We start from the raw sequence: 25363 nt of genomic DNA, 5'->3' as shown, positions 1-25363 counted from the left end.
GGGTCCGGTGCCCCCAACCCACTCTACCCCCCCCCGGGGGGGCGCTAGGGGGTCTCCCCCGACGCACCTCATGCCCCCCGGGCCAGGCGCGAAACGGCCGGCTATCGACACGGATTAACGGCGCGAACTTCCGGTGCAGACACTAGGCGCAAGGATGGGCCCTTCACGCGCTCAAGTCGTGACCGGCGGTGCCACTGAGACTCGTGAGATGTTCCCGTTCCGGAGGTCGTGCTCAAGGGACTCGTAACCCGCTCGCCATCCCACCCGCGCCAGCCCGGCGAAGAACTCGACCAGATCGTCGAAGCCCACGGCATAGGCCTCACTTTCACTCCGGCACAACAGGCCGCATCGCAAACGAGACCAACCTCCCTAAGAGTCCGTACGCTGGCTTCAACCAGCTGTCTTTGGGGGTGGTCATGGGAAAAGTCGCCATCATCGGCGATGTCGGCGGGCATCCGGATCAGCTGCGCCGGGCCTTGACCTGGCTCGGCGTCACCGAAGAAGGACTTCCGCCCGATCTCACCGTGATCCAGGTCGGCGACCTCGTCGATCGCGGCCCGGACAGCGCGCGCGTGCTCGACATCGTGGCGAATCTGCTGGACGAGCGGCATTGGATCCAGCTCGCCGGAAACCACGAGACGCAATACCTGCCCGGCGAAAACGTCTTCTGGCGCGAGCCTCTCGCGGACGACGACGTGACGCGGCTACGAGAGTGGTGGGCCGATGGACGACTGCGAGTGGCCGAGGCCGTACGCACCGCCGAGGGCGAAGAACTACTGGTCACGCACGCGGGTTTGACGCTCGCCTCCTGGCAGCGCCTGGGAGAACCGACCTCGGCGACCGAGGCCGCGGAGTTGCTCAACGAACGCCCGGACTTGATCTGGGAGATGGGTGAAGGGGCTGGTCCCTTGTGGGCCGAATCGGGTGCGGCGCTGCACGAACCCTGGATGGGCTACCGCGGCATCGTCCCCTTCGGCCAGATCCACGGGCACTCCACGGTCGTGCGGTTCGCTGACCGAACCTGGCGGTGCACCGGACGGGTCCGGCAACGCGCGGCGGTCGATTGGCACGCCCGCCATGTCCGGGTGCGGGTCGGAGGGCGTGTGTTCATCGGTGTCGACCCAGGACACGGCCGAACCGGCGCCGCCGAGTGGCGACCGCTGGTCCTCGCCGACGCCCGCGTCACGGTGCACTAATAAGACGAGTCGGCTCGAGGCGGTGTGGAGTCGGCCGCCCAGATACCGCGGACATGCCCGATATGACGCCGCATGAGCGCCTCGGCACCATCGGCGTCTCGAACCTCGATGAGGTCGACGAGTTCCGCGTGTTCGCGCGCCGACGGGACGAGTTGCCCGCGTTCGGCCAGGACCTTGAGACCGTAGATCCGTGATCGGGCACGCAACGACCGGACGATTTCGACGAGGTGCTCGTTGCCGGCCAGGCCGAGCAGCGCGAGATGGAACTCCATGTCGAACCTGACGTGACCGATGAGGTCGTGGTCGACGGAAGCCCGCTCGATCCCGGCCGCGAGGTCACGGAGTCGCTCGAGCGCGTCCGCGTCGACCCCCGCCTCGGCGATGCGGCGCACGGTGGGGACTTCGATCAGGGCGCGCAGCTCGGTGAGGTCGTCGAGTTCGTGTTCGGTGGGCTCAGTGACACGGAAACCCTTGTTACGCATGGTTTCCATCAGACCTTCCTTGACGAGGTCGAGCATCGCCTCGCGCACCGGCGTCGCGGACACGCCGAACTGTTCGGCCAGCGTGGGCGCGGAGTAGACGACACCGGGACGCATCTCCCCTGAGATCACGGCACCGCGAAGGGTCTCGATGACCTCGTCGCGCAGGTTGCGACGGCCGCCGATCGAGGGCAGCCCCTTGATCGAACGTTCGTCCCCAGCCATCCTCGGTCCTTTCACCAGGCGTTGTGTCAGTACAATGTCACATGTTACGTTGCTTCACCATGACCAGCGACGGGATCGACGCGGTGGATTACCACTGCGGTGGCGAACCGTTCAGGATCGTCACCGGGACAACGGAACCAGCGGGGGCGACGGTCGCCGAAAAGCGTGTCGCGGCAGCCGTCGACCCTGACGTCGACGGACTGCGGCGACTGCTCTGCTCCGAGCCACGCGGGCACGCCGACATGTACGGCGGTTTCGTCGTGGCACCGGACGATCCAGGTGCCCATTTCGGTGTTCTCTTCTGGCACAAGGACGGCTTCTCCGCCGCGTGTGGCCACGGCACGATGTGCCTGGGCACCTGGGCGGTCCAGACCAGGCTGGTGGCGGCCGACCCCAGCGGCGTCACCGAGGTGGTGATCGACGTGCCGTCCGGACGAGTGACCGCGCGGGTCGCCACGGCGGGCTCCAAGGTCACCGCGGTCGACTTCGTCAGCGTCGCCGCCTATCTCCTCCATGAGGACGTTGTAGTGGAGACCTCGCGCGGCACCACCACTTGCGTGATCGCGTTCGGCGGCGCGATGTACGCCCACGTGTCCGCGGCGGACTTCGGTCTCTCCGTCGACAATGCCTCGCTACCCGAACTGATCGACCTGGGACGGAAGATCAAGAACGAGCTCAACACGAGCGCGTACGTCGAGCACCCGCTCGACCCGAGACTCAGCGGAATCTACGGCGTGATCTTCTTCGACGACCTCGGCGACGACGAAGCCGGAAACGTCCGTCAGCGCAACGTGACCGTCTTCGCCGACGGGCAGGTGGACAGGTCACCTTGTGGTTCGGGGACCGCCTCCCGCGTCGCGGCGCTGCACGCGTCCGGGCGGCTGGCGGCGGATCGCGCACTCGTCCATTCGTCGATCGTCGGTTCGACCTGGTTCGCCCGGATCGCGGACACGACCGAAGTCGCCGGGCGGAACGCGGTGATGCCCGTGGTGACGGGCCGCGCGTTCCCCACCGGCCACCACCGGTTCGTCGTGGACCCCGACGACGACTTGGTTCCGGGTTTCGTACTGCGCTGAGGGAATCAGGAGTATTCATGGACGTCGTCACGCTCGGACCGGAGGAGATCCGGTCGGCCGTGTCCATGCCCGCCGCGATCGACGCCGTACGGAACGGATTTCTCGCACTGCGCCGTGGCGAGTTCGAGATGCCGACGCGGACCGTGTTGCGCGACGGCGGATTCCTCGTGATGTCCACGCACCACCGGCCGACCGCCTCGGCGATGATCAAGACGTTGAGCCTCGATTTCGACGGCCGAGTGCCGGCTATCGTCGGGACCGTCGTCTGGAGCGAACTCGGCCACGTCCGCCATCTCGTCGCCGACGCCACCGAGGTGACCCGCATCCGCACCGGTGCCATCGTCGGCGTCGCGACCGACCTGCTGGCTCCGCCGGAAGCGAAGACGTGCACCCTCATCGGCGCCGGCGGGCAGGCGGCCGATCAGGTCCGCGCCGTGCACGCCGTCCGGCCGCTGACCGAGCTCAAAATCGTCGCCCGCGGCCCCGAACGCGCCCGCGCGCTCGCGAAGGTTCTCGGCGAGGAGCTGCACCTCGACACCGTCCATGTCGAGACCGACGTCGACGAGGCGGTTCGCGATGCCGACATCGTCTGCTGTGCCACGACGTCCACCACGCCACTGTTCTCGCATCTGTCGCTGGCCGGCCACGCCCACGTCAACGCCATCGGCGCCTTCCGCCCCACCATGCGAGAACTCCCGGACGAGCTGCTCGCCGGAGCGACCGTCGTCATCGACGAACGAGACGCCGTCCTCGAAGAGTCCGGGGAAATCATCCACGCACTCCAGGCAGGTGCCATCACCGAGGACGACCTCATCGAGCTCGGCACCGCGCTGACCGACGGAATCCCGAAGCGAGTCGGCCGGACGGTCTTCAAGAGCGTCGGGGTGGCCATGCAGGACTGGGCGATCGCCGACCTGCTCGCTCGAGCATGTCTCGGCGAAGGTGGAGATCCGTGACCTCACGTGTCCCGGATCTCCACCCGCCCCTATGCCTCGTCGAGGAGGTCCTCGATCAGGATGGGGATGTGCCGGACCCGGATTCCGGTGGCGTTGTGGACGGCGTTCGCGACCGCCGCCGCCATTCCGACGATGCCGATCTCGCCCAGCCCTTTCGCGCCGACCGAGTTGTGCAACGTGTCCGGATACTCGACGAAGTGGACGTCGACCTCCGGGATGTCGGCGTTCACCGGAATCAGGTAGCTCGCCAGGTCACCGTTGGCGAAGCGACCGTTGTCCTCGACCTCCAGCCCTTCGTGCAGAGCGGCCGATACACCCCAGATCATGCCTCCCATGATCTGGCTGCGCGCCGCCGCCGGGTTGATGATCCGGCCGGAGTCGAATACGCCGAGCATGCGGGACACCCGGATTTCGCGCGTCCACTTGTGCACCCGGACTTCGCAGAACTGGGCGCCGAACGAGCTGAACGAGTGCTTTGTCAGCTCTTCGCCGGGCGCCGACGAACCGGTCACCGACAGCGAGGTGCGCTTCAGTGCCCGCAACAGCTCGCCGAAGGTCATCGTCCGGTCGCCGGCCAGCACCTGACCGTCCGCATAGGACACGTCCATGCCGTCGAACGGCGCGCCGGGGGCCGACGCCAGTGCCAGCAGTTCGTCGATCGCCTTGGCGGCGGCGATCATGATGGCCGTCCCCGCACTCGCGGTGGCCGTCGAGCCGCCGGACATGCCTCCGGGCGGCAGCTTCGAATCACCGAGCCGCGGTGTCACCCGATCCGGCGAGATGTCCAGCGATTCCCCGCCCACCAGGGAGAGCACGGTCAGCAGGCCCGTCCCCGGGTCCGCTCCGCTGGTCTCGACGACGGCCGTGTCGTCGGGCAGCAAGGTGATCCCGACCGCCGCCGGGAACCGCAAGGCGGGGAACATGGCGGTGGCCGTTCCCATGCCGACGAGCCAGTCTCCGTCGGCCCGCCCTTGGGGTGCCCGATCCGCCCAGCCGAACCGCGCCGCGCCGATGCGGAAGCATTCGTCGAGGTGTTTGCTCGACCACTGCAGATCCTTGCCGGGTGGAGCGGTCGAGTTGTTCCGCTGACGCAACTCGATGGGGTCCATGCGCAGCGCGACCGCGAGCTCGTCGATCGCGCTCTCCAGCGCGAAAGACCCTGGCGCCTCGCCCGGCGCCCGCATGAAGGTGGTCGGCGGGATGTTCAGCGGCACGATCTTCTGGCTGATGGCCAGGTTGCGGGTGGCGTACCACTCGCGCGAGGTGCCGTGTGACGTCGGCTCGACGAACGACCGGTCCTGCGGCGTGCTGCACCACGAGTCGTGACGCAGGGCGTTGAGCGTGCCGTCGTGTTCCGCGCCGAGGGCGATCTTCTGCACCGTCGCGGCACGGCCCGCGGTCGCGGTGAAGACCTGTTCCCGGCTGAGCGCGGCTTTCACCGGCCTGCCGAGGACCCTGGCCGCCGCCGCGGCCAGGAACGCCGGGGTGGACGTGCGGCCCTTGCCGCCGAACGCACCGCCCACGAACGGGTTCACCGCGTGCACCTCGGACGGCTCCGTGCCCAGCGCCATCGCCAGTTCCGCGGACTGAAGGTTGGATCCCTGGTTGCCGCTGTGGACCGTCAGGCCGTCTGGCCCCCACACCGCGACCGCGGAATGCGGCTCCAGCGCGGCGTGGTGCTGGGGCGCGGTGGTGTACGTGGCTTCGACGACCACCGGGCTCGCGGCGAGCGCGTCCTCGATGGACTCGACGCCGGGAGCGAGGATGGCGAGAGTGGAGGGGCCACCGTCCCTCCCGGGCGGCGCGTCTTCCGCCGAAGCCAGGCCGTCCTGCAACGAAGTGAGAGCGGGCCTCGGCAGGTAGGAGACCTCGACCAGCATCGCCGCGTCGCGCGCCTGCTCGTAGGTCTCGGCGACCACGAAGCCGATCGGCTGGCCGTAGTAGGCGACTTCCTTGTCCTGCAACGGAACCCAGGTCTCACCCATGAACTGGGTGGCCGGGGTGCGCAGTTCCAGCGGATCGAACGGCGTGTACACACCGATCACGCCTGGAGCGGCTTTCGCCGCCGTGACGTCCATCGCGTCGATCTCGCCGTGAGCGATCGTGCTGAGCACGACGTACCCGTGGACCAGCTCGGGGAAGGTGTGATCCGCCCCGTACTCGGCCCGGCCGGTGACCTTCAGTGGCCCGTCCACCCGGCCGGTCATCAGCGGCTCCCCTCGGTCAGTTCGAGCAGTGCGCGGACGATGGTCCGCCGCAGCAACGACGTCTTGAAACCATTCGCGGCCAACGGGCGCGCGCCCTCGGCGGCCAGTGCCGCCGCGTCTTCGAAGGCCGAGACCGTCGCGGGCGCGCCGCGCAAGGCCTCCTCGACCGCGGCCAGCCGCCACGGCACGGTCGCCACGCCGCCGGCCGCGACCCTGGCGTCGACGATGCGCGAGCCTTCGACCCGCAGCGCGACCGCGGCCGAGCACAGCGCGAACTCGTAGGACTGCCGGTCCCGAACCTTGACGTACGTGGAGTTCGACGCCCAATCCAGCCGCGGGACCACGACTTCCGCGATCAGTTCGCCGGGCTGGAGATCGGTCTCCACCTCCGGGGTGTCACCGGGCAGGCGGTAGAAGGAAGCCAGTTCGACGGTGCGGGTGCCCGTCGCGCTGACCAGCCGGAGCCGCGCGTCGAGAGCGACCAGTGCGACGGCCACGTCGCTGGCGTGGGTCGCCACGCACGAATCGCTCGTGCCCAGCACCGCGTGCATCCGGTTGGTGCCCGAGATCGCCGGGCAGCCGCTGCCGGGTACCCGCCGGTTGCACGGCATGGCGACGTCCCGGAAGTACGAGCAGCGGGTGCGCTGCATGAGGTTTCCGCCGATACTGGCCATGTTCCGGATCTGCTGGGAGGCGCTGAGCAGCAGCGCTCGGGAGATCGCCGGATACACCCCGGGGTGCGCGGCGATGTCGCCCATTCGCTCCAGCGCGCCGAACCGGAGCCCGTCGGCGGTGTCGATACCCCGCAGCGGCACCGCGTTGATGTCCAGGACCTGTTGTGGGGTCAGGACATTGAGTTTCATCAGGTCGACGAGGGTGGTCCCGCCCGCCAGGAAGGTGCCGGGCGAGGAGACCGCGGCCTCGACGGTCTCGGGTGCGAGCAGCTCAAAGGGACGCATCGGCCCTCCTTGCCTGCTCGACGGCCGCGATGATGTTCGGGTACGCCGCGCACCGGCAGAGGTTGCCGGACATGAATTCACGGACGTCCTCGACGTCCTGCTCGACGGCGGCGACCGCCGACATGATCTGCCCCGACGTGCAGAATCCGCACTGGAGGGCGTCCCGATCGACGAACGCCTGCTGGACCGGATGCAGCCGGTCCTCTGTGGACAGTCCTTCGACCGTGGTCACCGGTTGCTTCACGGTGGCGGCCAAGGTGAGGCAGGACAGCACCGGCCGTCCGCCGACGTGCACCGTGCAGGCGCCGCACTGCCCCCGGTCACACCCCTTCTTCGGGCCTGTGACGGCGAGCCGCTCCCGCAGCGCGTCCAGCAGGGTCACCCCGGGATCGAGACTCAGGTGTTCCGTCCTGCCGTTGACTTCGAGTGAGATGTCCACTGGATCTCTTTCCGCAGATCGTCCGGGCACGGGCCCGACGGCGTAGGTTGAGGTGGTGGGAGACTGTTCGCGAATCGAAACGGATATTCATCCGCTTCGATTTTCAAGTTAGCGGATTACAATCCGCTTGGCAATGTCGATGCTCCCCCTGGAGTCGCTCCAGGTCGCCCGGGTTCCTCGGCTACATTTCACCGGAGAACGTGATCGGCGGACGGGAGGGAAGATGACGACGGGATCGGTCAACCCCCGGCGCGCGGACACCCGGCGCAACCACGAGCGCATCCTCGCCACCGCGGCGAAGTCACTGGCAGGCTCGGGTGAGGTTTCGTTCAACGCCATCGCGAAACAGGCCGAGGTCGGTGTCGGCACGGTGTACCGGCATTTCCCCACCCCGGAAGCCCTCATCCTGGCGGTCTACCAGCGCGAAGTACGCCAGCTCGTCGACATCGTGCCGAGCCTGCTCGAGAAGTTCCCGCCAGAGCAGGCTTTCCGGACGTGGACCACCGACCACCTCGCGCATTACATGATGACCAAACGCGGACTCGCCGACGCCCTTCGCGCCGCGACGGCTTCGCGCGGCGAGCTGCCCGCGGGAGCCTACGAAGCCATGGTCGGCGCGGTTTTCAAGCTGTTGCAGGCGAATATCGACGCCGGCACCGTCCGCCCGGACCTGAAGCCCGAGACCGTCCTTCGTGGACTGGGCGGCCTGCTGTACCTCGACCCGAACGGTGAGTGGCGGCGCGACGTCGCGAGCCTCCTCGACCTGCTGTGGCGCGGGATGGGCACCGACCGATCCTGACGCCGCTCAGTCGAGGTCATCGCGACAGCGAGGAAAGTCCGTGAAGGCCTCCTTGAGGGACCCAGAGTCCCTCAAGGAGGCCTTCACGGAACTACCGTGGGAGAACAGCGCCGCCGCTCAGAGCCGGGGGATGTTGCGGAGGTTCGCGCGGGCGAGGTCGATCATCCGGCCGACACCGCCTTCGAGGACGACCTTGCTCGCGGCCAACGCGAATCCGCCGAGCTGCCCGGCGGTGATGTGCGGCGGGACGGACAGCGCGTTCGGGTCGGTCACGACGTCCACCAGCGCGGGGCCGTCGTGGCTCAGCGCCTCCTTGAGAGCCGTGCGCAGCCGGGTCGGGTCGGTCACCCGCTCGGCTCGCAGGCCGGCGCCACCGGCGATGGCGGCGAAGTCGACCGGGCGATGGTCGGTCTGATAGTCGGGCAGGCCGTCGACCAGCATCTCCAGTTTCACCATGCCCAGCGAGGAATTGTTGAACGTCACGATCTTGACCGGGAGGTCGTGCAAGGCCACGGTGAGCAGTTCGCCGAGCAGCATGCCGAGCCCGCCGTCGCCGGACATCGACACGACCTGACGTCCCGGGTAGGCGAACTGCGCGCCGATGGCGTGCGGCAGCGCGTTGGCCATGGTGCCGTGCAGGAACGAACCGATGACTCGGCGCCGTCCGTTGGGCGTGAGGTACCGGGCCGCCCACACATTGCACATTCCGGTGTCCACGGTGAAGATCGCGTCGTCCGCGGCGAGTTCGTCCAGCAGGTCCGCGGCGAACTCCGGGTGGATGGGAACGTGCCGTTCGACGTTGCGGGTGTAGGCGTCGACGACCTGCTCCAGCGTTTTGCAGTGCTCACGCAGCATGCGGTCCAGGAACGTCCGATCGGTCTTGCGTCGCAGGAGCGGCCGCACGGCTCGCAGCGTCTCACCTACGTCGCCGTGCACGGCCAGTTCCAGTGGGGTGCGACGGCCGAGCCGGGTCGCGTCGTGGTCGACCTGCACGGTCCGAGCCTGGGGAAGGAAGGAATCGTAAGGGAAATCGGTGCCGAGCAGGAGCAGCAGATCGGCATCGTGCATGGCCCGGTAGCAGGCGCCGTAGCCGAGCAGTCCGCTCATTCCGACGTCATAGGGGTTGTCGTACTGGATCCATTCCTTGCCGCGCAGGCTGTGGCCGACCGGCGCCTGGACGGTCTCGGCCAGTTCCATCACCTCGGCGTGCGCGCCGCGCACCCCGGCACCGGCGAACACCGTGACGGTTTCGGCTCCGTTGATCAACTCGGCGAGCCGTGCCACCTGGGATTCGGGCGGCATGACCGTCCCGTGTTCGGTGACCGGCACCCCGCTCCCGGTGGGCGCCGCGGCCTCGAGGTGCGCGACGTCGCCGGGCAGCACGAGCACCGACACCTCGCCGCGGGACAACGCGTGCTGCATGGCGATCCGCAGCACCCTTGGCATTTGAGCGGGCCTGCTGATCTGCTCGCAGTAGCCGCTGCAGTCGACGAACAGCCGTTCGGGATGGGTCTCCTGAAAGAACCCGGTCCCGATCTGGGCGGACGGGATATGCGAGGCGAGCGCGAGAACCGGGGCACCGGTGCGGTGCGCGTCGTAAAGACCCTGCACCAGATGCGTGTTGCCGGGACCGCAGCTGCCGGCGCACACCGCGAGCTTTCCGGTCAGCTGGGCCTCGGCGGCCGCGGCGAACGCGCCGGCCTCCTCGTTCCGTACGTGCACCCACTCGATGCCCGGGGTGCGGCGGATGGCGTCGACGACGGGGTTGAGGCTGTCTCCGACCACGCCGTAGATCCGTTCCACCCCGGCCTGCACCAGGACTTGGACGAACTGCTCGGCGATGTTGGGCTTGGCCATCACGACCCCTTCGATACTCCGGCGGCGGGACTGCCCTTCATGATCCACGGGAGTGCCCCGCCCCGCAGGACCTGGGCGCTAGCCGAGGTCGGCCGAGGAACCGACCACGACGGCGTAGAGATCACCGATCGTGGCGAGGGCGGAACGATGCTGCTCCGCGGCGGTCACCGGGCCGACGGCGGACGGGAGCGCGCGCGTCGCGCAGGCGGCCGCCACCACGGTCGGGGCGTTTCCGCGCAGGAAGGCGCCCTCCGCGGTGAACGTGACACACATATGGGTCATGAACCCGGCCACGACGACGTTCTGGTGTCCGGCCGCGTCGACCAACTCCCCCAATGGAGTGCCGACGAACGAGTTCGGCGCGGTCTTCACCACGACCTCCTCGCCCGGAACGGGAGCGACCCGTTCGTGGATCCGGCCGATGTCCTGCTGGAGGTCGTACGGGCTGCCCTCGCCGCCGTCGTGCTTGACGTGAATGACCGTCGCGCCCTCGGCACGGGCACGTGCCAGCAAGGTGGCCGCCTCGTCGAGCGCCGCTTCCCAGCCGTCGAGTTCCATCACGCCGCGCGTGTAGGTGTTCTGGTAGTCGACGAAAATCACCGTCGCGTCCGAGAGCGTCGCGGGAGTCGTCGGCAGGGTGCTGATCTCGCGGAGAGTGGTGCTGGTCATCGGGTTTCCTTCGCTTTCCGTCGGTACGGTTACCATCGTGGCTGACCCGATCCGATACCGGGATACGGATTCGGGTCGGCTGTGGTCGAGATCGGCCGACATCCGCGAGGAGAGATCGATGAGTGCTCCACAGGTGGCCGTCCTGGCGTTCGAGGGGGTCAGCCCGTTCCACCTCGCCGTGCCGTCCCTGGTGTGGGGACCCGAGGCTCCGGCGGGTGACATGGAGCCGTGGCCGATCACCGTCGTCGCCGTCGAGCCGGGCCGCCTCGCCACGAGCGGCGGTTACGCGATCGACGTGCCCGCGGGTCTCGACGCGCTCGCGAAGGCCGACATCGTCGTCGTGCCGTGGTGGTCCGACCCGGAAGCCCCGACACCTTCGCCCGTCGCCGCCGCTTTGCGCGCCGCGCACGAACGCGGAGCGCTCGTCGTCGGGCTCTGCTTGGGAGTCTTCGCGCTCGCCGACGCCGGCATCCTCGAGGGGCGCGCCGCGACCACCCACTGGAAATGGGTCGAAACGTTCCGGAGGCGCTTCCCGGCGGTGGAGCTGCGCCCCGAAGAGCTGTACGTCGACGAAGGCGACGTCGTGACCGGCGCGGGCGCGACCGCCGGAATCGACACGTGTCTTCACCTGCTCGCCCGCACGGCCGGCCAGGTCGTCGCGAACGGCGTCGCCCGCCGGATCGTCGCCGCGCCGCACCGCCCCGGCGGCCAGGCCCAGTTCATCGAGCTTCCCGTACCCGCGCCGGACAACGATCCGCTGACCCAGGTGATGAGCTGGACACAGTCCCGGCTGGACGTACCGCACACCATCGACGGGCTCGCCGCCCGGGCGCATATGAGCCGGAGCACCTTCACCCGCTCGTTCCGTGCCCGCACCGGGACCACCGTCCACAACTGGCTTGTCGCACAACGCCTCGCGCGGGCCAGGCACCTTCTCGAAACGACCGCGCTCGGCATCGACGCCATCGCCGCGCAGTCCGGTTTCGGCACGCCCGCCCGTCTTCGCGAGCACTTCGCGACCGCGCTGGGCACCACGCCGACCCGCTACCGGGTCGAGTTCTCCGGCAGTGCGTCCGTGCGATGAGAAATCCTTTTCCCGTGCCCGGCCGGAAAGTGGAATCATTATTTCCGCGAACCGGCGATGCCGTGCGGGCCCGGAAAGAGTCATGCCCTACACTTGCTTTTCGCATCGGCGAATAGCTCACCCCGGAGGGTGAGCTCAATCGAGTGCAATGCCTGGCGGAACTGGATCGAAGAACCCACTCCAGGGCAAGATGACCCCGGCACGAAAACCGTTCTGACGGAGGACCATGTGGAACTGTGCGGGACCCCCATCTTCGACTCCCTGGTCGAGGAAACGAGGAGGGCGGCCGCCGGTGATGGCGGACTCCCCCGCGGCGGCGAGGATAATTCCGAATTGACCGAGAACAACATCGATGCCGGTCAGGAAAATCGATGACGACCGCGCTTGCGCGCCCTTTCAGTCGGTTTCCGATGAATTCACGTCGCCGCAAAAATCCGCCGAATTCCGCAGATCGTCGAGCAACTCCAGTCTGCCGGTGATGACCCCGGTCAGAATCCCGCGCGCAACGGCGAGCAGTTCGGTGATCGACGGACTGGCGAGGGAGTACGACACGGTCGTGCCCTCCTTGTGCGGCACCACCAGATCGGCCCGGCGCAGCACCGCGAGCTGCTGGGACAGGTTGGCAGGCTCGATACCGAGGTCGGCGAGCAGCTCCGAGACGTGATGGTCGCGCTCGCTGAGCAGTTCGAGCACCCGGATCCGGACGGGGTGGCCCAGCGTTTTGAAGAGATCCGCCTTCGCCTGGTACAGGGGCCTGCTCATCGGCATCCCTCCCTCGCGGGTCCCTCCGTCCGGATGACCTCGATCGTTCCCGACCACACGGTCCACTGAACCGCACCCCGCGCGAAACCGCAGCGGCCACACCCGATCAGGGCACGCCCGCGATTCTTCAGTGCCAAAAATTGCACATTTATGCAAATCTGCACATCAGAGAAGGTGAGAACACCTGTGAGTCACGTCCCCGCCGCGGCCAGCCGGGCGCATCTGGTCCTCGCCGCGCACGCGGCGGAACTCGCCGACCTGGCCGCGAACGCCGCCCGGGCGGACTCCGCGTCGGACCACTCCGGTCTGATCGGGTTGGCACAGCAGATCGTCGAAGCCTCGGTGGTCGCCGCGAGGCTCGACGGGAAGACCTGGCACGAGATCGCGTACGGGCTCGACGGGGAGACACCACAGTCCGTGCGAACCCGCTACGGTCCCGCGGTCGCGCGACTCCGGGCGGATCCCTTTCCTTCGCAGGACTCCCGCCGTGAAGGTGTGCCGGACAACACCGAGCGGACGTCCTTCCGCGTCCGGCGGCTGTCTGCCCCGGAACCGCATCCCTCCATCACCGCCGAGTCCTCGGCGGGAGAGACCCCTTCGCCGACCGGACACCTCGCCCTGGTCACGATCCCGCCCGAGCAGGGCGACACCCGAACGGGGCCCGAACCGGCGGCCGCGGATTCTCGGCTGAAAATCGCGGAACGGCTGGTCGCCGCCTACGAGCGGATCGCGACCAACGACCGGCAGCCCCCGCAATGGATCCTCGACGGCCTCGCCCACGCCCGTCGCACGGCCGCGGAACTCCGCGTCCAAGCGGGCACGCCGTCTGATTGACGTTCTCGGCAGGAAGCTACGCGGTGGTCGCCAGACCGGCTTCGCGGTCGAAGTCGTGCTCGTCGTCGGTTTGCGTGCGCGACACCATCTTCGCGACCAGGTCGAAGATCGGCGTGGCTTCCTGCGGGAAGGTCACGCTCTGCTGGTTCGCGCTCTCGGCGATCATGAACTACTGCTCCTCAAGGGTGATGACTACAGCGACCGTTCACTCTAACGGCCGCGCGATGGTGACGGGCCGTATTCGGAGTTTTCGGCCGAAACTTCTCGCGCTCACAGGTACTGGCTGAGGTCGTGGCCCTTCGGGTTCTTGACCCACTCGTTGCCGTCGGGTTTGGTGAACTTGCCGCTGATGGTGTCGAACTTGGTCCCCGGCGGGGGCAGATCCGGCAGCGGGACGTCCATCTTGCTGTCCATCAGCCATTTGGCGATGTCCGGGGTGATCCCGGTGTACTGGGTGTTGATCTCGACGTGGTCGCGGATGCCGCGTTCGAAGTCGTTGTCCGATTTGGGGAACTTCACCTCGTCGCTGGGCTTGACCCGGAAGTCGATGCCGATGTCGGAGGCATCCCGGTTCGCCAGGGCGTTCTTGAGGTCGACGTAGGTCTGGAGGCTCGATTCGAGCTTCTTGTAGTTCATGTTCGCGGTGTGGGTCAGCGGGATCATGTTGTCCGAGTTGCCAGGCCCGCCCATGTCACCGTTCTCGAGGTGACCGCGGATCCACTTCTCGTCGGCGCTCAGGAACTGGCTCTCGCCCGGCTTGGGGTTCCTCTTCGGGGTGCTCTCCAGGGTCTCCACCAGCTTCTCGCTCAGGTTGTTCTCCCCGTACACCTCCCCGTTCTGGTCCGTCTTGTTGCGGATGATCGAGTTCTTGTTCAGCGCGTCCACGTCGGTGACCTGCCTGGGGTCCGGCGTGTTGACGAAGTCCTTCCCGCGAGTGGAGTTCTTGTCGTAGGTGGCCCGGACCTCTTCGGTGGTGCCCGCCTGGTTCTTGGTGCGGCCGCCGCGATTGGCGTTGTCGTTCTCGGTTCGCGGACGTTTCGCGCTGCCACCGGTGTTGCCCGCGTTGTGCCCGGTCCCGCTGGTGTCCGGACCGTCGACGTGCTTGCGTTTCTTGTCGCACCACACCAGGCCGAGCGGATCCGAACCCGACGTCGGGTCGTGCGGGTAACCGGCCGGATCGGGCCCGGCGGGGAGGCCGAGCGGATCCTGGCTGAGGTAGCGCGCGGTGGCCGGGTCGAAGTAGCGGTGCAGGTTGTAGTGCAGCCCGCTTTCCGCGTCCAGGTACTGGCCGGGGAACCGCAGCGGCGTGCCGGGGAATCCGGTCAACGGCAAGCCCCACAGTGTCCAGCGGCCGCTCCAGCTCGGTGTGCCCAGCGGGTCGAGCAGGTCGGTCGGGGTACCGATGGAGTCGTTCACGAAAGCCCGGAACCGGGCGGGCACGTTGCCGTGTTCGGTCTGGGTGACGGGTTCCTCGGTGTCCGGCCGCCGTTCCCAGGTGGTGACCGTGACACCGGCCGGGCCGGTGTGCGCCTGCTCGATCAGCGAGTTGCCGTCCCAGACGAAACGCGTCTGCTCGACGACCCGGCCGTCCGGGGCGAGCAGTTCCTTCGCCGTGCGACGGCCGAGCGGGTCGTAGCGGTACCGCCAGCGGCGGCCGTCCGGCGTGGTGAGGCCGGTCAGCCGGTTGCGCGCGTCCCACTCGTACCGCCAGCTCCGGTCGCCTTCGTGCCGGGCGGTACGCCGTCCGCTCACGTCGTGTTCGTAGCGGACCACTCCGGCGCCGGTGATCGTGTTGCGGTCGTACGTGCGCGGCCCCGCTTCGGGATAAGCCATGGTCGTGGTGGCCCACTGCACGACCTTGCCCGCCCGGTCGTAGGCGATGTCCTCGCGCACGTTGTCGACCAGGTGGGTGGTGATCCGCCCGGCCGCGTCACGTCCGAAGGATTCGCCTCCCGCGGCGTCGCGGATCGCGGCGAGGTCGCCGTCGGCCGACCTGGCGAACTCGCGGTGCCGCAGTACGGTGCCAGTCGCGTCGGTGAGGGTCTGGCCGATGATCCGGTCGTCGGCGTCGAACTGCTGCCGCAGCCTGGCGCCCTGGTCGACGCGCCGCTCGATCGGACGACCTTCGGCGTCGTAGGCGTAGTCGACGACGTGCTCGGCGGTCGACAGCGCGCTCGGCCGCTCCTCCTTGTCGAAGGACCACACACTCGTCGCGCCGGAAGGGGTTCGACGACTGATCGTGCCCCCCGCGGAGTCGTACGCGAAGACCACTTCCAGCCCGTCGGTGACCGTGCGCACCGTCCGGCCGTTGTCGTCCCGTTCGAACTCCACCACGGACTCGCCGTCGTCCGCACGGACCAGCTCGCCGACCACGTCGTAGCCGTAGGTGGTCTCCGTGTCGTCCGTGCGGATCCGGACCAGGTTGCCGATCACGTCGTAGCCGTATTCCGTGACCCGGCCGGCGGGGTCGACGGACCGGATCAGCTGTCCTGCCGCGTCGTAGGCGTAGGTGTGCGCCCGGCCGTCGAAGTCGGTCTGCCGGACGAGGCGGCCGGCGGCATCGTATTCATAGGTCCAGGTCAGCCCGTTCGGGTTGGTCACCACGACCGGCCGCAACTCGGTGTCGTAGGTGTACTGGGTGCGCCCACCCGCCGGATCGATCTCCGCGGTCAGCATGTCGAACGGGCCGTACTCGCGGCGGGTCGTGCGCCCCGCCGGGTCGACGTGTTCGATCTCGTTGCCTTCGCTGTCGTAGCGCCAGCTCTGCCGCTCGCTCAGCGAACCGACCCGCCAGGCCCGCAGTCCCTCCACGGTCCAGCCGATCCGGGCCCGTCCCCTGCCGTGCGGGACCGAACGCGGCCTGCCGAACAGGTCGTGGTCCTCGGTCCCGGAGTCGTCGGTTTCCGGGCCGGTCTCGAGGTTGATCGAGCCGGAAACGCCGACCGGGTCCTGTCGCGGATCCGGCCCCATACCGTCCGGATAGGCCCGGTAACGGGTGTGGTCGCCTTCGTCGGCCACCAGTCCGTCGACCGCGCCGTCCTCGGACCGGTTCACCAGCACGACACTGCCGTCGGGCCGGGTGACCTTCGAGATCTCGCCCTCGGCGTTGTAGCTGAACCGCGTGGTCCGGCCGAGCGGATCGGTCTTCGAGCGCATCCGGTCCCGCTCGTCCCAGGTGAAGACGGTGGTCGCGCCGAGCGGATCCGTCTCGCGCACCACGTGATGCGCGGCGTCGAGCTCGAAAACCGTGACATGGCCGAGGGAATCCGTGTAGCGCGTCCGTTTCGGCTCGTATTCGAAGGTGCAGTCGAGGAATCCGCGATCCCCGACCGTGCGCACACAGCGTCCTGCCGCGTCGTAGACGTAGCGGTACCAGATCCCGTTGCGGTCCTGCCATTCCGCCAGCCTGCCGTCGGGGTCGTAGTCGAACCGCAGTGCCCGGCCGGAGGAGTTGGTCACCTCGGTGAGGTTGCCCGCGTCGTCGTAGCCGTAGCGCATGACGACGACGTTCTGGCCCTGCACCGGATCGGTCATCCGCAAGGCCTGGATCCGGCCGCGCCCGCGATCGATCTCCAGTACCCGTCCGTCGGAATGCCGCCAGCGCACACCCGCGCCGTCGGCGTCGTGGTCCACCTCGATTCGCGGCCCGTCCTCGCCGAGCTCGAACGCGGTCAACGGCAGCACTCGCGACGGCGCACCCGGGACCGGCGCGAAGTACAGGGTGATCCCGGAATCCCAGGTCTCCAGCCGATAGGTGCCCGCCTCGTCTACGAGCAGTGCTCGTGAAGGCCCGGCCGGCGATTCCGTCGGCCGCCCCGGCTCCGGCAACGGGAACGTCGGCGCCGTGCCGTCGTCGGAAAAGAACCGGGCGTGTTCGGCGGTGAGCTCCAGCCGCAGATCGGCGGTCGACGCCCAGGAGCGGCCGAAGCCGGTGCCCGACCGGTAGCTCGACATATGGGTGCGGCGGATCCGGATCGGCAGCGGTCCGGCCAGCGACAGATCGTCCTGCACCATCACGACCTCGCCGGTGGCGATGTCGATCGGGTCGCCACAGAGGTTCATCTCGTCGGGCGCGGACTGCTTGGGCGGAGGGTCCGTTCGGGCCGGGGGCGGACTTCCGTTGCTTCCGCCGCCACGGCTGCCGCCTGCCCCCGATGGGGTGACGTTGTCCCCCGCCGGACCGGTGTTGCCGTTCCTGTCCCCGCCGCCCGAACCACCCCTGTCCCCGCCGGAGCCGCCCTTGTCGCCGGACGGGCCGGTGTGGTCGCCAGAGGGGCTGGTGCCTCCGTCCTCGTCGGGTTTGGGTTTGGGCTTCGGCTCGGGGGATTTGACGTTGATGTCCTTGGGCTTTCCGGACGGCGTGACCGTCCCGCCCTTGAGGTTCTTCAACGCCTTCCCGGCGTCGTCGAACAGATCGCCCGCCTTCTTCAACAGCGGGACGAGGCCCTTGAGCGCCTTCACCAGCTTCGTGGTGAGGCCGGCGATCTTCGACGCGGTCTTCGCCACCGCCGCCACCACCTGCGGCACCACCCACGTCAACCCGATGCCGAGCGTGAACACCACCTGCAGCGCCCAGGAGATCAGGTGCCCGATGAGTTCGGCGATGATGTCCCGGACCAGTGTCCGGACCGCGGCGACGACCTCCCCCGCCGTCTTCACCCCGCTCCCCGCGCCCTCGCTCCCCTTCTGCGCGCTCTCGATCAGCGTGGAGGTGTTCTTGGCCTGTTTGCGGTACGCGTCGGCCGCTTCCCCCGTCCAGCTACCGAGATCCTTGTCGACCAGATCCACCAGCTCGACCGAAACGGTCCCGAGTTCCTTGGCGATGTTCGTCCAGGTCTCCGCCTGCGCCGCGATCTCGTCCGCGTTGCCGGTGAGCGCGTTGAGCGCCTCCTTCAACGGGCCCACGTGCTCGATCAACCAGCCCACACCGGCGGCGAGAACCGCGCCGAACGGGTCCATCACGGCCGTCAGCGCGTCCAGCGCGGTGCCCACCGCGCCCATGGCGACCGAAGCCCAGTCGCCGCTCTCGATCGCCGACTTCAGGTCGAGCGCGCCTTCCAGCAACGGCACGCCCGACACCGCAGTCGTCGAGTCCTTGACCGGCGCGACCAACGGATTGCTCATGACTTGATTCAAGCATGAGCCGAAACGACCGCCGTCGACACCGGTTCAGGCGATCACCACCCCACGTGCACCTCGCCACCGATGTTCGTGCCCGTGACGTTGCCTGTGCGCACATCGACACTGCCCGAAAAAGACAAAGCGCGTGCCGAAGATCACTCGGCGCGTTCGGAGTCCTTTGTGGACAGAGTAGATGCGGGCATCTCGTGCTCTCGCCGGGTGAGCACCAAGGGTGCGTCTTCGGTGATGGCCACCGTGTGCTCCGAGTGGGCCGTACGTGAACCGTCGGCGGAACGGATGGTCCAGCCGTCGTCGTCGAAGATGATCTTGTCGGTCGTGCGGGCGAACCAGGGCTCCAGCGCGACGGTCAGTCCCGGCTGGAGCTTCAGGCCGCGACCCGCTTTGCCTTTGTTGGGAATGTGGAGTTCCTCGTGCATGGTGCGGCCGATGCCGTGGCCGCCGAACTCGGTGTTCACCGGATAGCCGTACTCACGGGCGACCGCCCAGATGGCCGCGGAGATGTCACCCAGCCGGTTGCCGGGACGCGCCGCCTCGATCGCCGCCTCCAACGCCTCCTCGGTGGCGCGGATGATCCGCAGGTCCTCCTCGGCGGGCGTCCCGACGATGACCGTGCGCGCCGAGTCGGCCGCCCAGCCGTCGATCTTCACCGCGAGGTCCGCGGTGAGCACGTCTCCGTCGCGCAGCGTGTAGTCGTGGGGCAAGCCGTGCAGGACGGCGTCGTTGACCGCCAGGCAGATGACGTTGCGGAACGGGCCCTTGCCGAACGACGGCGCGTAGTCCCAGTAGCACGACTCCGCCCCGCGCCGCTGGATCATGCCGCGCACGTGGTGTTCCAGGTCCATCAGGTTGACGCCGACGTCGGCGATGCTGCCGACCTCGGTGAGCACCTCGGCGACGAAACGCCCGGTCACGTGCATGCGGTCGATCTCGGCGGGCGTCTTCAGTTCGATCATGGAGTCCTCGCTAGCCGGTGGTATTATTATACCGGCACCCTAACACTTGCCGGTATAATAATACCAACCAGGTGGACTCGCGGCGCTCGACGCGGGATTCCGTCGCGTGTCGGCCACCCGATCACGCGTGTCGTCCGTCGAGTTCCACCGCCGGATTGGCGTGCCAGCGGGTCCGTGCCGGGGCGGCGGTGCCCTTCATCAGGAACGCGTCCGCTTCGGCGATCGCCCCGTCCGCCATCGTCACTCCATAGTGGACGAACGCCCCGGTGCCGATCGTGCACCCCGCGCCGATGGTGATGTAGTCGGATTTGAACAGGCCGTCCTCGAGCGAATGCCCTTGGACGACCGTGTGCAGGTTGAGCACGCAGTCGTCGCCGATGCTCACCAAGGACCGTTCCGGGATCGCGCATCCGTCGTCGAAGACACGGTGGCCGATCCGGACGCCGAGGCAACGCAGAAGGAAGGGTTTGAACGGTGTCCCGTCGAACAACGCGAGGTAGCGGGCGGGGCTGAGCTTCCAGAACCGTTCGTGCTGCCAGAAGGCCGGATCGTAGATCGAGCAGAACCGCGGCCGCATCGCCCGGAAGCCCTGCACGCCGAGTTCCGCCAGCATGAGGAACGAGACCGAGAACATCAGCGTCGCCACGATGCCGGCGCCGATGGCGAGTGAGCCAAGGCGCTCGTGCAGGGCACCGGCGGCCGCGCCGATCAGCAGGACCCCGAGCAGGTGGAGCCAATGCACCAGCAGATAGACGAAGATGGTGACGGTGTTGTGCCGGTTCTTCGCTCGGAGGCCGTCTCCGGTGCCGAGATGGTCGAATCCGGTGTCACGGCGGACGGTCCGGGGAATCTCGAACGCCGGCGACCCGAGCAGGCCGACGTTCTCTCTGATCGGCCCGTCCAAGGGCACGAGGACCTTGGTGGCCAGAAGGCAGTTCCGGCCGATCCGCGCGTCCGGTGGATAAGCGATCTCGTTGCCCAGGAACGCCTGTGGTGCCACGGAGGTTCGGCGCAGCCGGAACGACGAGGCGGAGAAGTCCGCGTTGAGCAGCGAAAGGCCGTCCGAGACCATCGTCCCGGTGCCGACCGTGCTGAAGAACGGTGTTTCGTGCTTGACCTCGACCCCGAAGTTGGATCCGGTCTGTTGGACCTTCGACAGATCGTACCCCAGCGCGCGCAGGTAGTGCACGATGTAGCTGCTGTCGCCGAAGAGGTAGGTGAACGCGCGGAGGTTGGTCAGCCGCGCGATCAGCCGCTGGATCGCGAAATGCTTCCCGTAGAGCGGATAGACCTGGTCCGGCCGAAGGAACAGGCCGAGCAGACGCGGGATCGTGAGGACGACGGCCAGCCCGGCGCACAATGCCCCGAAGTACACCAGCGCCGAGTCGGCGATCTGGCCGCGGTAGAAGGCCCAGCTCGTGAAGTCCACCGTCTTCGTGAACAGTCGCTCGGCGAGCACGTCCGCGCCGCCCAGTGTCACGGGAAGTGTCACCACCAGCAGGAGCAGCAGGCTGGACGCGCTGAAGACGAACGGTCTGAGCCTGCCACGTGCGACGGTCGGCAACGCCCGGTAGTCCACGGTCGAGAGACGGGCGGGCGACCCGTGCCAGCTCTCGCCGCCGGGGACGGACTGTCCGGCGTTCAAGGACGACGAGTGGCCCAATTGTGCGTTGTCGCCCAGCTGCGTCCCGATGTCGAGCACGGTCATCTCACCGACGAAGGCGTTGTCCCCGAGGGTGACCCGGCCGGTCTGGATCCTGCCCGCCCTGGCGCGGTAGCACGAGAAGTAGGCGTCCTTCCGGATGACAGCCCCGTCGCCGATGCTGAGCAGATCGGTGCAGACCGGCGGATTCCGGGACAGGATCACGGCGCCCTTGCCGATGCCCGCGCCGAGCGCCCGCAGATACCAGGAGTACAGCGGCGTGCCGGTGAACAGCATCAGCGGACTGAACCTGATCAGTGTCTTGACCGTCCAGAAGCGCAGATAGCCGGGACTCCACAGCGGGATCTCCCCCGGTTGCCATCGTCCGACAAGCGCCCACTTCGCCAGGATCGGCACCACGGAGAGGACGACGAACACGACGAGCCCGAGCCCGACGGCCCGCGCGTAGCCTTCGACCGGTCCGGTCGCGGCGGCGAGCCAGGTGAATCCCGTGTCCAGCATCCAGCCGGAACCGGCGGCGTAGGTGAGGAAGGCCAGGAGCTGGAACACTCCACAGAGGACATACGACGCCGTGGACGCCCGGCGCGGCTCCTCTGCACGAACGGCCGTGACCTGGGCCGACGTGGGAACCGACTCCGCGAGACCGCGAACAGTGGGGTTGAGATACACATCCTTCGCCGACAACGGCGCGACGTCGCCACGTTCCCGGACCAGGGCGCAGAACTTGGCCAGCGACAGGGAGTCGGCGCCGTAGTCGTCGAAGAAATGTCCCGTCGCCGAGATCCGCTCGATCCCGAGTACCCGCCCCAATGCCTCCGCCAGGTGGAGCTCGGTCTCGGTGGCCGGTGCCACGTAGCCGACGTCGCTCGCGGTTGTTCGCGGGCTGCTGGGTGCCGGGAGATTCTTGCGGTCGGCCTTGCCCGCCGGTGTCAGCGGGATGTGGCCGAGTCGTTCGAGATACGCGGGCACCATGTAGCCCGGCAGCAGTTCCGCCAGGCGACGGCGTAGCTCCCCGGGATCGATGTCCGCGCTGTCGTGTCGCAGGCTGTAGTAGGCGACGAGTTCGGTCGTGCCGGCGTCCGGATGGTGGGTCTCGACCACCGCCTGCGCGATCCCGGGGATCTGGAGCAGGACCGATTCGATCTCGGTGAGTTCGACACGGTAGCCGCGGATCTTCACCTGGGTATCCGCACGCCCGTGGTATTCGATCTCCCCGTCCGGGGTGATCCGGCCGAGGTCTCCGGTGCGGTAGATGCGGCGGGACGGGTTGTGCCCGATGCCGAGGAAGTCCGGGATGAACGCCCGCTCGGTCAGGTCGGGCCGGTTCAGGTATCCCCCGGCCAGGCCGATCCCGGCGATGCCGATCTCCCCCAGTTCGCCCGCGGCCAGTGCCGTCGGCTCGTCCGGATCGAGGATGACGACCGAATACGTGGGCAGCGGCACCCCGATGGTCACCGGCCGGTCGGGTCGCAGCACCGACCATGTCGCGGTGACCGTGGCCTCTGTCGGGCCGTAGACGTTGAGGAAACGCCTGCCCGCTCGGTACCAGCGGCGTACGAGGTCTTCGGGGCACGCTTCACCGGACACCAGGAGGAACCGAAGCCGCGGCAGATCCTCGTCGAGGCTGGCCAGCAGGGTCGGTACGCAGGCCAACGCGGTGATGTGGTTCTCCCGCAGGAATTCGAGAAGATCATGGCCGACAAGCGCCGCGCCGCCGGGTTTCGGCACGAGCGTCGCGCCGCACAGCAACGGCACCCAGATCTCCTCGACCGAGAAATCGAACGCGATCGTCATGCCCTGGTACATCCGGTCGGTGCCCCGGATGCCGTAGACGTCGGCCGCGACACTGACGAAGTTGCAGATCGAGGCGTGGTCGATCGTCACGCCTTTCGGCCGCCCGGTCGAACCGGACGTGTAGACGACGTAACAGAGTTCGTCCGCCGGAGCGCTCTTCTCGGCCGCACTGAGCCGCTCACCCGGAAGGGCTGCGATCCGATCCGCGTCCTCGTCGAGGCAGACCATTTCCACACTGCCCGGATCGAACCGGTCACGCAGACCGGAGACCGACACCACCAGCCGGACACCGGCGTCGCGGACGATGTACGCCAAGCGGTCGTCCGGGAAACCGGCGTCCAAGGGCACGTACGCCGCGTTGACCTTGAGCACGGCCAGCATCGCGACATAGGGATGAACCGGTTCGTCGAAGAGCAGTCCGATCCGATCGCCGGGCCGCACTCCGCGCGCTCGCAGGTGGCGGGCGAGACGATTGGCCCGCTCGTCGAGTCCGGCGAAGGTGAGCTTCGTGTCCCCGGCGTCCACCGCGAGGCGATCTTCGAAGCCCTCTGCGCGCAGCCGGTCGCAAAGCCGCTCGTACAACTGCTCGAGCCGATCGCCGGCCTGCCATCGAATCCGCTGTTCGTGGCCGTCGCAGGTCAGGACAAGGCCATCGGTGGTGAACAGACCCGATGGCTGTCCGTACGGGCTCATGTCCTGTCCTCCGCCAAACCGAACGAGTCGTGCAGGGCGCGGACGGTCGTGTCGACGGCGTCGGCGGGGATCACGGCGGTGAGCCGCGACTGCGACGTCGTCAACGCCGGCACCGTGACCCGGTGGTCGGCGAGGACCCGCAGCAACTCGGGCAGGAACCCGGGCGGGTCGAGCAGCGCGGTGCCGACCACGGAGACCGAGCCGAGCTCGTCGAAAACGGAGGAGCGGGCGTCCAGCTCCATCGCGAGTTCGGCGATCGGCAGGCAGGGCGGCTCCGAACCCCGCACGGTGAACCGGAGTTCGCCGGGATCGGGCCAGCTCAGGTTGTCCGGCCTCACCCCGCACCTCGCGAGCATCATGAGCACGCGGGCGTACTGATCCGGGCCGTCGGCGGAAACCTCGACCCTGACCAGCCGCACATCGCGCTCGTGCGCGATGCCGATGACCCGGGGAGTGCCTTCCAGTGGCGCGTCCTCCGCCGTGACGACGGTGGAAGGGCCGGGATCCGAGGAGTGCGTCACCCGTACCGCCACCCCGTGGCGGCGCGCGAGCTCGACGGATCTGGGATGCAGCACGCGGGCCCCGAGCCCGGCGAGCTCGGCCATGGTGTCGTACGAGATCGTCCGGACGGGACGTGTGTCCGGGACGATCCTGGGGTCGGCCGTGCGAACGCCGTGGACATCGGTGCGGATCTCGCATTCGGCACCGCCGAGCGCGGCCGCGAGCGCCACGGCGGTGGTGTCGGAACCGCCCCTGCCCAGGGTCAGCAGCTCGCCGTCGGCGTTCCGTCCCTGGAAACCGGCGACCACGACGACCTGCGATTCACGCAGCCGTGTGAGGATCTTGCCGGGGTCGACCCGCACGATGGTCCCGGCCCCGGGTTCGCCGGTCACCTCGATCCCCGCCTGGTCACCGGACAACGACACGGCCCGCACCCCACGCTCGGCCAGCGCCATGGCGAGCACCGACGCGGAGGCCTGTTCGCCCGTCGCCATCAACTGGTCGAGTTCCCGAGGATGCGGCGGCTCGGCGAACTCCCCGGCCAGGGCGATCAGTCTGTCGGTGGTGTCGCCCATGGCCGATACGACCAGGACCACCCGGTTTCCCGCTTCGGCGATCGCGGCCACTTCAGCGGCCACGTCGCTCACCATCACCGGCGTGGCCAGCGAGGAACCACCGTATTTTCGTATCACCGGCCCTTCGTTTCGCGTCTTCCGTAAAGGCAGGCCCAAGCTGAGTTCGAGGTCCGGAGAAGAATTCACCAGTTTCCTTAGTGGATCGCCGCGGCTGCCGGGTTCGAATTCGGACAATCAGCCCGCAACGAATATTCTTCACTCAGGGTGGGATCTTCGACATCGGCGTCGAAGTTCCTGTCAGAGAAGACTTCCGTGGCTCAGTCCTGCGCGGTCGGGCTGACAGGAATGGAAAGTAGTGCGAGAAACTTTGAACGGGTACCTCCGTAAGTACGAAAACCGGTCGCCCATTTCTCGCAGGTCATAACCTGACGACATCGCGTAATGTTATAGCTGCGAACAGCCGAGTTCGATGGAATCAGGCCGAAAGAATGACGTATTCC

Annotated in this window: 18 protein-coding genes; 6 read left to right on the top strand and 12 right to left on the bottom strand. The window is 68.0% G+C overall.

The features are described 5' to 3' along the window. The first annotated feature begins 416 nt into the window (after nucleotides 1–416). Nucleotides 417–1196, top strand: coding sequence for a metallophosphoesterase (locus ACIHAO_RS09700; RefSeq protein ID WP_396556288.1), 780 nt, complete (start codon nucleotides 417–419; stop codon nucleotides 1194–1196). On the opposite strand, the gene ACIHAO_RS09695 is transcribed toward ACIHAO_RS09700, so the two are convergent. Beyond that, nucleotides 1193–1900 (bottom strand): GntR family transcriptional regulator, encoded by a 708-nt coding sequence (locus ACIHAO_RS09695; protein WP_396556286.1) that lies wholly within the window; start codon nucleotides 1898–1900, stop codon nucleotides 1193–1195. The two genes, ACIHAO_RS09700 and ACIHAO_RS09695, sit on opposite strands and share 4 nt — an antisense overlap. 59 nt (nucleotides 1901–1959) lie before the next feature. On the opposite strand from ACIHAO_RS09695, the gene ACIHAO_RS09690 reads away from it, so the two are divergent. Both ACIHAO_RS09690 and ACIHAO_RS09685 read left to right on the top strand, forming a co-directional pair. Next, a complete protein-coding gene (locus tag ACIHAO_RS09690) occupies nucleotides 1960–2976 on the top strand; it encodes a proline racemase family protein (RefSeq protein WP_396556284.1) in 1017 nt (338 codons plus the stop codon). Between the two features lie 17 nt (nucleotides 2977–2993). After that, complete coding sequence (locus ACIHAO_RS09685; protein ID WP_396556282.1) at nucleotides 2994–3932, top strand: ornithine cyclodeaminase family protein; 939 nt, start codon at nucleotides 2994–2996, stop codon at nucleotides 3930–3932. Between the two features lie 29 nt (nucleotides 3933–3961). Here ACIHAO_RS09685 and ACIHAO_RS09680 read toward each other — a convergent pair whose 3' ends face one another. The 3 genes from ACIHAO_RS09680 to ACIHAO_RS09670 are packed head-to-tail and all read right to left on the bottom strand — an operon-like array spanning nucleotide 3962 to nucleotide 7537. After that, nucleotides 3962–6139, bottom strand: a complete 2178-nt coding sequence (locus ACIHAO_RS09680) for a xanthine dehydrogenase family protein molybdopterin-binding subunit (RefSeq protein WP_396556280.1) — start codon at nucleotides 6137–6139, stop codon at nucleotides 3962–3964. Further along, nucleotides 6139–7098: an FAD binding domain-containing protein gene (locus ACIHAO_RS09675; RefSeq protein WP_396556278.1), complete on the bottom strand. Its 960-nt coding sequence runs from the start codon at nucleotides 7096–7098 to the stop codon at nucleotides 6139–6141. Before ACIHAO_RS09675 ends, ACIHAO_RS09680 begins: the two co-directional genes overlap by 1 nt. Next, the gene (locus tag ACIHAO_RS09670) at nucleotides 7085–7537 is read right to left on the bottom strand and encodes a (2Fe-2S)-binding protein (protein ID WP_125787612.1); all 453 of its coding nucleotides are present in this window, start codon (nucleotides 7535–7537) and stop codon (nucleotides 7085–7087) included. The genes ACIHAO_RS09675 and ACIHAO_RS09670 overlap by 14 nt, the downstream gene beginning before the upstream one ends. Before the next feature lie 223 nt (nucleotides 7538–7760). On the opposite strand from ACIHAO_RS09670, the gene ACIHAO_RS09665 reads away from it, so the two are divergent. Continuing rightward, nucleotides 7761–8336, top strand: coding sequence for a TetR/AcrR family transcriptional regulator (locus ACIHAO_RS09665; protein ID WP_125787613.1), 576 nt, complete (start codon nucleotides 7761–7763; stop codon nucleotides 8334–8336). A 117-nt stretch (nucleotides 8337–8453) separates the two neighbouring features. On the opposite strand, the gene ACIHAO_RS09660 is transcribed toward ACIHAO_RS09665, so the two are convergent. Together ACIHAO_RS09660 and ACIHAO_RS09655 are read right to left on the bottom strand one after the other, a co-directional pair. Continuing rightward, on the bottom strand, nucleotides 8454–10193 hold the full coding sequence (locus ACIHAO_RS09660; protein ID WP_396556276.1) for a pyruvate dehydrogenase: 1740 nt from the start codon (nucleotides 10191–10193) through the stop codon (nucleotides 8454–8456). 78 nt (nucleotides 10194–10271) lie between these two features. Beyond that, a complete protein-coding gene (locus ACIHAO_RS09655) occupies nucleotides 10272–10862 on the bottom strand; it encodes an isochorismatase family protein (RefSeq protein WP_396556274.1) in 591 nt (196 codons plus the stop codon). Nucleotides 10863–10980: 118 nt separating this feature from the next. Here ACIHAO_RS09655 and ACIHAO_RS09650 point away from each other — a divergent pair, with 118 nt between their 5' ends. Further along, nucleotides 10981–11946: a helix-turn-helix domain-containing protein gene (locus ACIHAO_RS09650; RefSeq protein WP_396556272.1), complete on the top strand. Its 966-nt coding sequence runs from the start codon at nucleotides 10981–10983 to the stop codon at nucleotides 11944–11946. Between the two features lie 396 nt (nucleotides 11947–12342). Here ACIHAO_RS09650 and ACIHAO_RS09645 read toward each other — a convergent pair whose 3' ends face one another. After that, a complete protein-coding gene (locus ACIHAO_RS09645; RefSeq protein WP_396556270.1) occupies nucleotides 12343–12708 on the bottom strand; it encodes an ArsR/SmtB family transcription factor in 366 nt (121 codons plus the stop codon). 186 nt (nucleotides 12709–12894) lie between these two features. Here ACIHAO_RS09645 and ACIHAO_RS09640 point away from each other — a divergent pair, with 186 nt between their 5' ends. Beyond that, the gene (locus ACIHAO_RS09640; RefSeq protein ID WP_396556268.1) at nucleotides 12895–13542 is read left to right on the top strand and encodes a hypothetical protein; all 648 of its coding nucleotides are present in this window, start codon (nucleotides 12895–12897) and stop codon (nucleotides 13540–13542) included. A 16-nt stretch (nucleotides 13543–13558) separates the two neighbouring features. Here ACIHAO_RS09640 and ACIHAO_RS09635 read toward each other — a convergent pair whose 3' ends face one another. The 5 genes from ACIHAO_RS09635 to ACIHAO_RS09615 form a co-directional block, all read right to left on the bottom strand. Beyond that, nucleotides 13559–13708: a hypothetical protein gene (locus ACIHAO_RS09635; protein ID WP_199746781.1), complete on the bottom strand. Its 150-nt coding sequence runs from the start codon at nucleotides 13706–13708 to the stop codon at nucleotides 13559–13561. 104 nt (nucleotides 13709–13812) lie between these two features. Next, nucleotides 13813–18666 (bottom strand): DUF6531 domain-containing protein, encoded by a 4854-nt coding sequence (locus ACIHAO_RS09630; RefSeq protein WP_396556265.1) that lies wholly within the window; start codon nucleotides 18664–18666, stop codon nucleotides 13813–13815. Between the two features lie 152 nt (nucleotides 18667–18818). Next, nucleotides 18819–19637 carry a type I methionyl aminopeptidase gene (map, locus tag ACIHAO_RS09625; protein WP_396556263.1) on the bottom strand — a complete coding sequence of 273 codons (819 nt, stop codon included), beginning with the start codon at nucleotides 19635–19637 and terminating at the stop codon, nucleotides 18819–18821. Nucleotides 19638–19758: 121 nt separating this feature from the next. Next, the gene (locus tag ACIHAO_RS09620; protein ID WP_396556261.1) at nucleotides 19759–23787 is read right to left on the bottom strand and encodes a Pls/PosA family non-ribosomal peptide synthetase; all 4029 of its coding nucleotides are present in this window, start codon (nucleotides 23785–23787) and stop codon (nucleotides 19759–19761) included. After that, nucleotides 23784–24980 (bottom strand): aspartate kinase, encoded by a 1197-nt coding sequence (locus ACIHAO_RS09615; RefSeq protein ID WP_396556259.1) that lies wholly within the window; start codon nucleotides 24978–24980, stop codon nucleotides 23784–23786. Before ACIHAO_RS09615 ends, ACIHAO_RS09620 begins: the two co-directional genes overlap by 4 nt. Nucleotides 24981–25363: the final 383 nt, after the last annotated feature.

It is taken from the genome of Amycolatopsis sp. NPDC052450 (assembly GCF_044547565.1).
In the GTDB taxonomy this organism is placed as follows: Bacteria; Actinomycetota; Actinomycetes; order Mycobacteriales; family Pseudonocardiaceae; genus Amycolatopsis.
Note: the sequence above shows the minus strand (reverse complement) of the source record. Positions and strands in the feature narration are given on the sequence as shown.

What these genes read in the sequence shown, in the direction of transcription:
- ACIHAO_RS09620 (WP_396556261.1), bottom strand. Translation starts at nt 23,787, where the DNA reads ATGAGCCCGTACGGACAGCCATCGGGTCTGTTCACCACCGATGGCCTT.
- ACIHAO_RS09645 (WP_396556270.1), bottom strand. Translation starts at nt 12,708, where the DNA reads ATGAGCAGGCCCCTGTACCAGGCGAAGGCGGATCTCTTCAAAACGCTG.
- ACIHAO_RS09675 (WP_396556278.1), bottom strand. Translation starts at nt 7,098, where the DNA reads ATGCGTCCCTTTGAGCTGCTCGCACCCGAGACCGTCGAGGCCGCGGTC.
- ACIHAO_RS09660 (WP_396556276.1), bottom strand. Translation starts at nt 10,193, where the DNA reads ATGGCCAAGCCCAACATCGCCGAGCAGTTCGTCCAAGTCCTGGTGCAG.
- ACIHAO_RS09665 (WP_125787613.1), top strand. Translation starts at nt 7,761, where the DNA reads ATGACGACGGGATCGGTCAACCCCCGGCGCGCGGACACCCGGCGCAAC.
- ACIHAO_RS09700 (WP_396556288.1), top strand. Translation starts at nt 417, where the DNA reads ATGGGAAAAGTCGCCATCATCGGCGATGTCGGCGGGCATCCGGATCAG.
- map (WP_396556263.1), bottom strand. Translation starts at nt 19,637, where the DNA reads ATGATCGAACTGAAGACGCCCGCCGAGATCGACCGCATGCACGTGACC.
- ACIHAO_RS09690 (WP_396556284.1), top strand. Translation starts at nt 1,960, where the DNA reads ATGACCAGCGACGGGATCGACGCGGTGGATTACCACTGCGGTGGCGAA.
- ACIHAO_RS09685 (WP_396556282.1), top strand. Translation starts at nt 2,994, where the DNA reads ATGGACGTCGTCACGCTCGGACCGGAGGAGATCCGGTCGGCCGTGTCC.
- ACIHAO_RS09635 (WP_199746781.1), bottom strand. Translation starts at nt 13,708, where the DNA reads ATGATCGCCGAGAGCGCGAACCAGCAGAGCGTGACCTTCCCGCAGGAA.
- ACIHAO_RS09650 (WP_396556272.1), top strand. Translation starts at nt 10,981, where the DNA reads ATGAGTGCTCCACAGGTGGCCGTCCTGGCGTTCGAGGGGGTCAGCCCG.
- ACIHAO_RS09630 (WP_396556265.1), bottom strand. Translation starts at nt 18,666, where the DNA reads ATGAGCAATCCGTTGGTCGCGCCGGTCAAGGACTCGACGACTGCGGTG.
- ACIHAO_RS09655 (WP_396556274.1), bottom strand. Translation starts at nt 10,862, where the DNA reads ATGACCAGCACCACTCTCCGCGAGATCAGCACCCTGCCGACGACTCCC.
- ACIHAO_RS09695 (WP_396556286.1), bottom strand. Translation starts at nt 1,900, where the DNA reads ATGGCTGGGGACGAACGTTCGATCAAGGGGCTGCCCTCGATCGGCGGC.
- ACIHAO_RS09680 (WP_396556280.1), bottom strand. Translation starts at nt 6,139, where the DNA reads ATGACCGGCCGGGTGGACGGGCCACTGAAGGTCACCGGCCGGGCCGAG.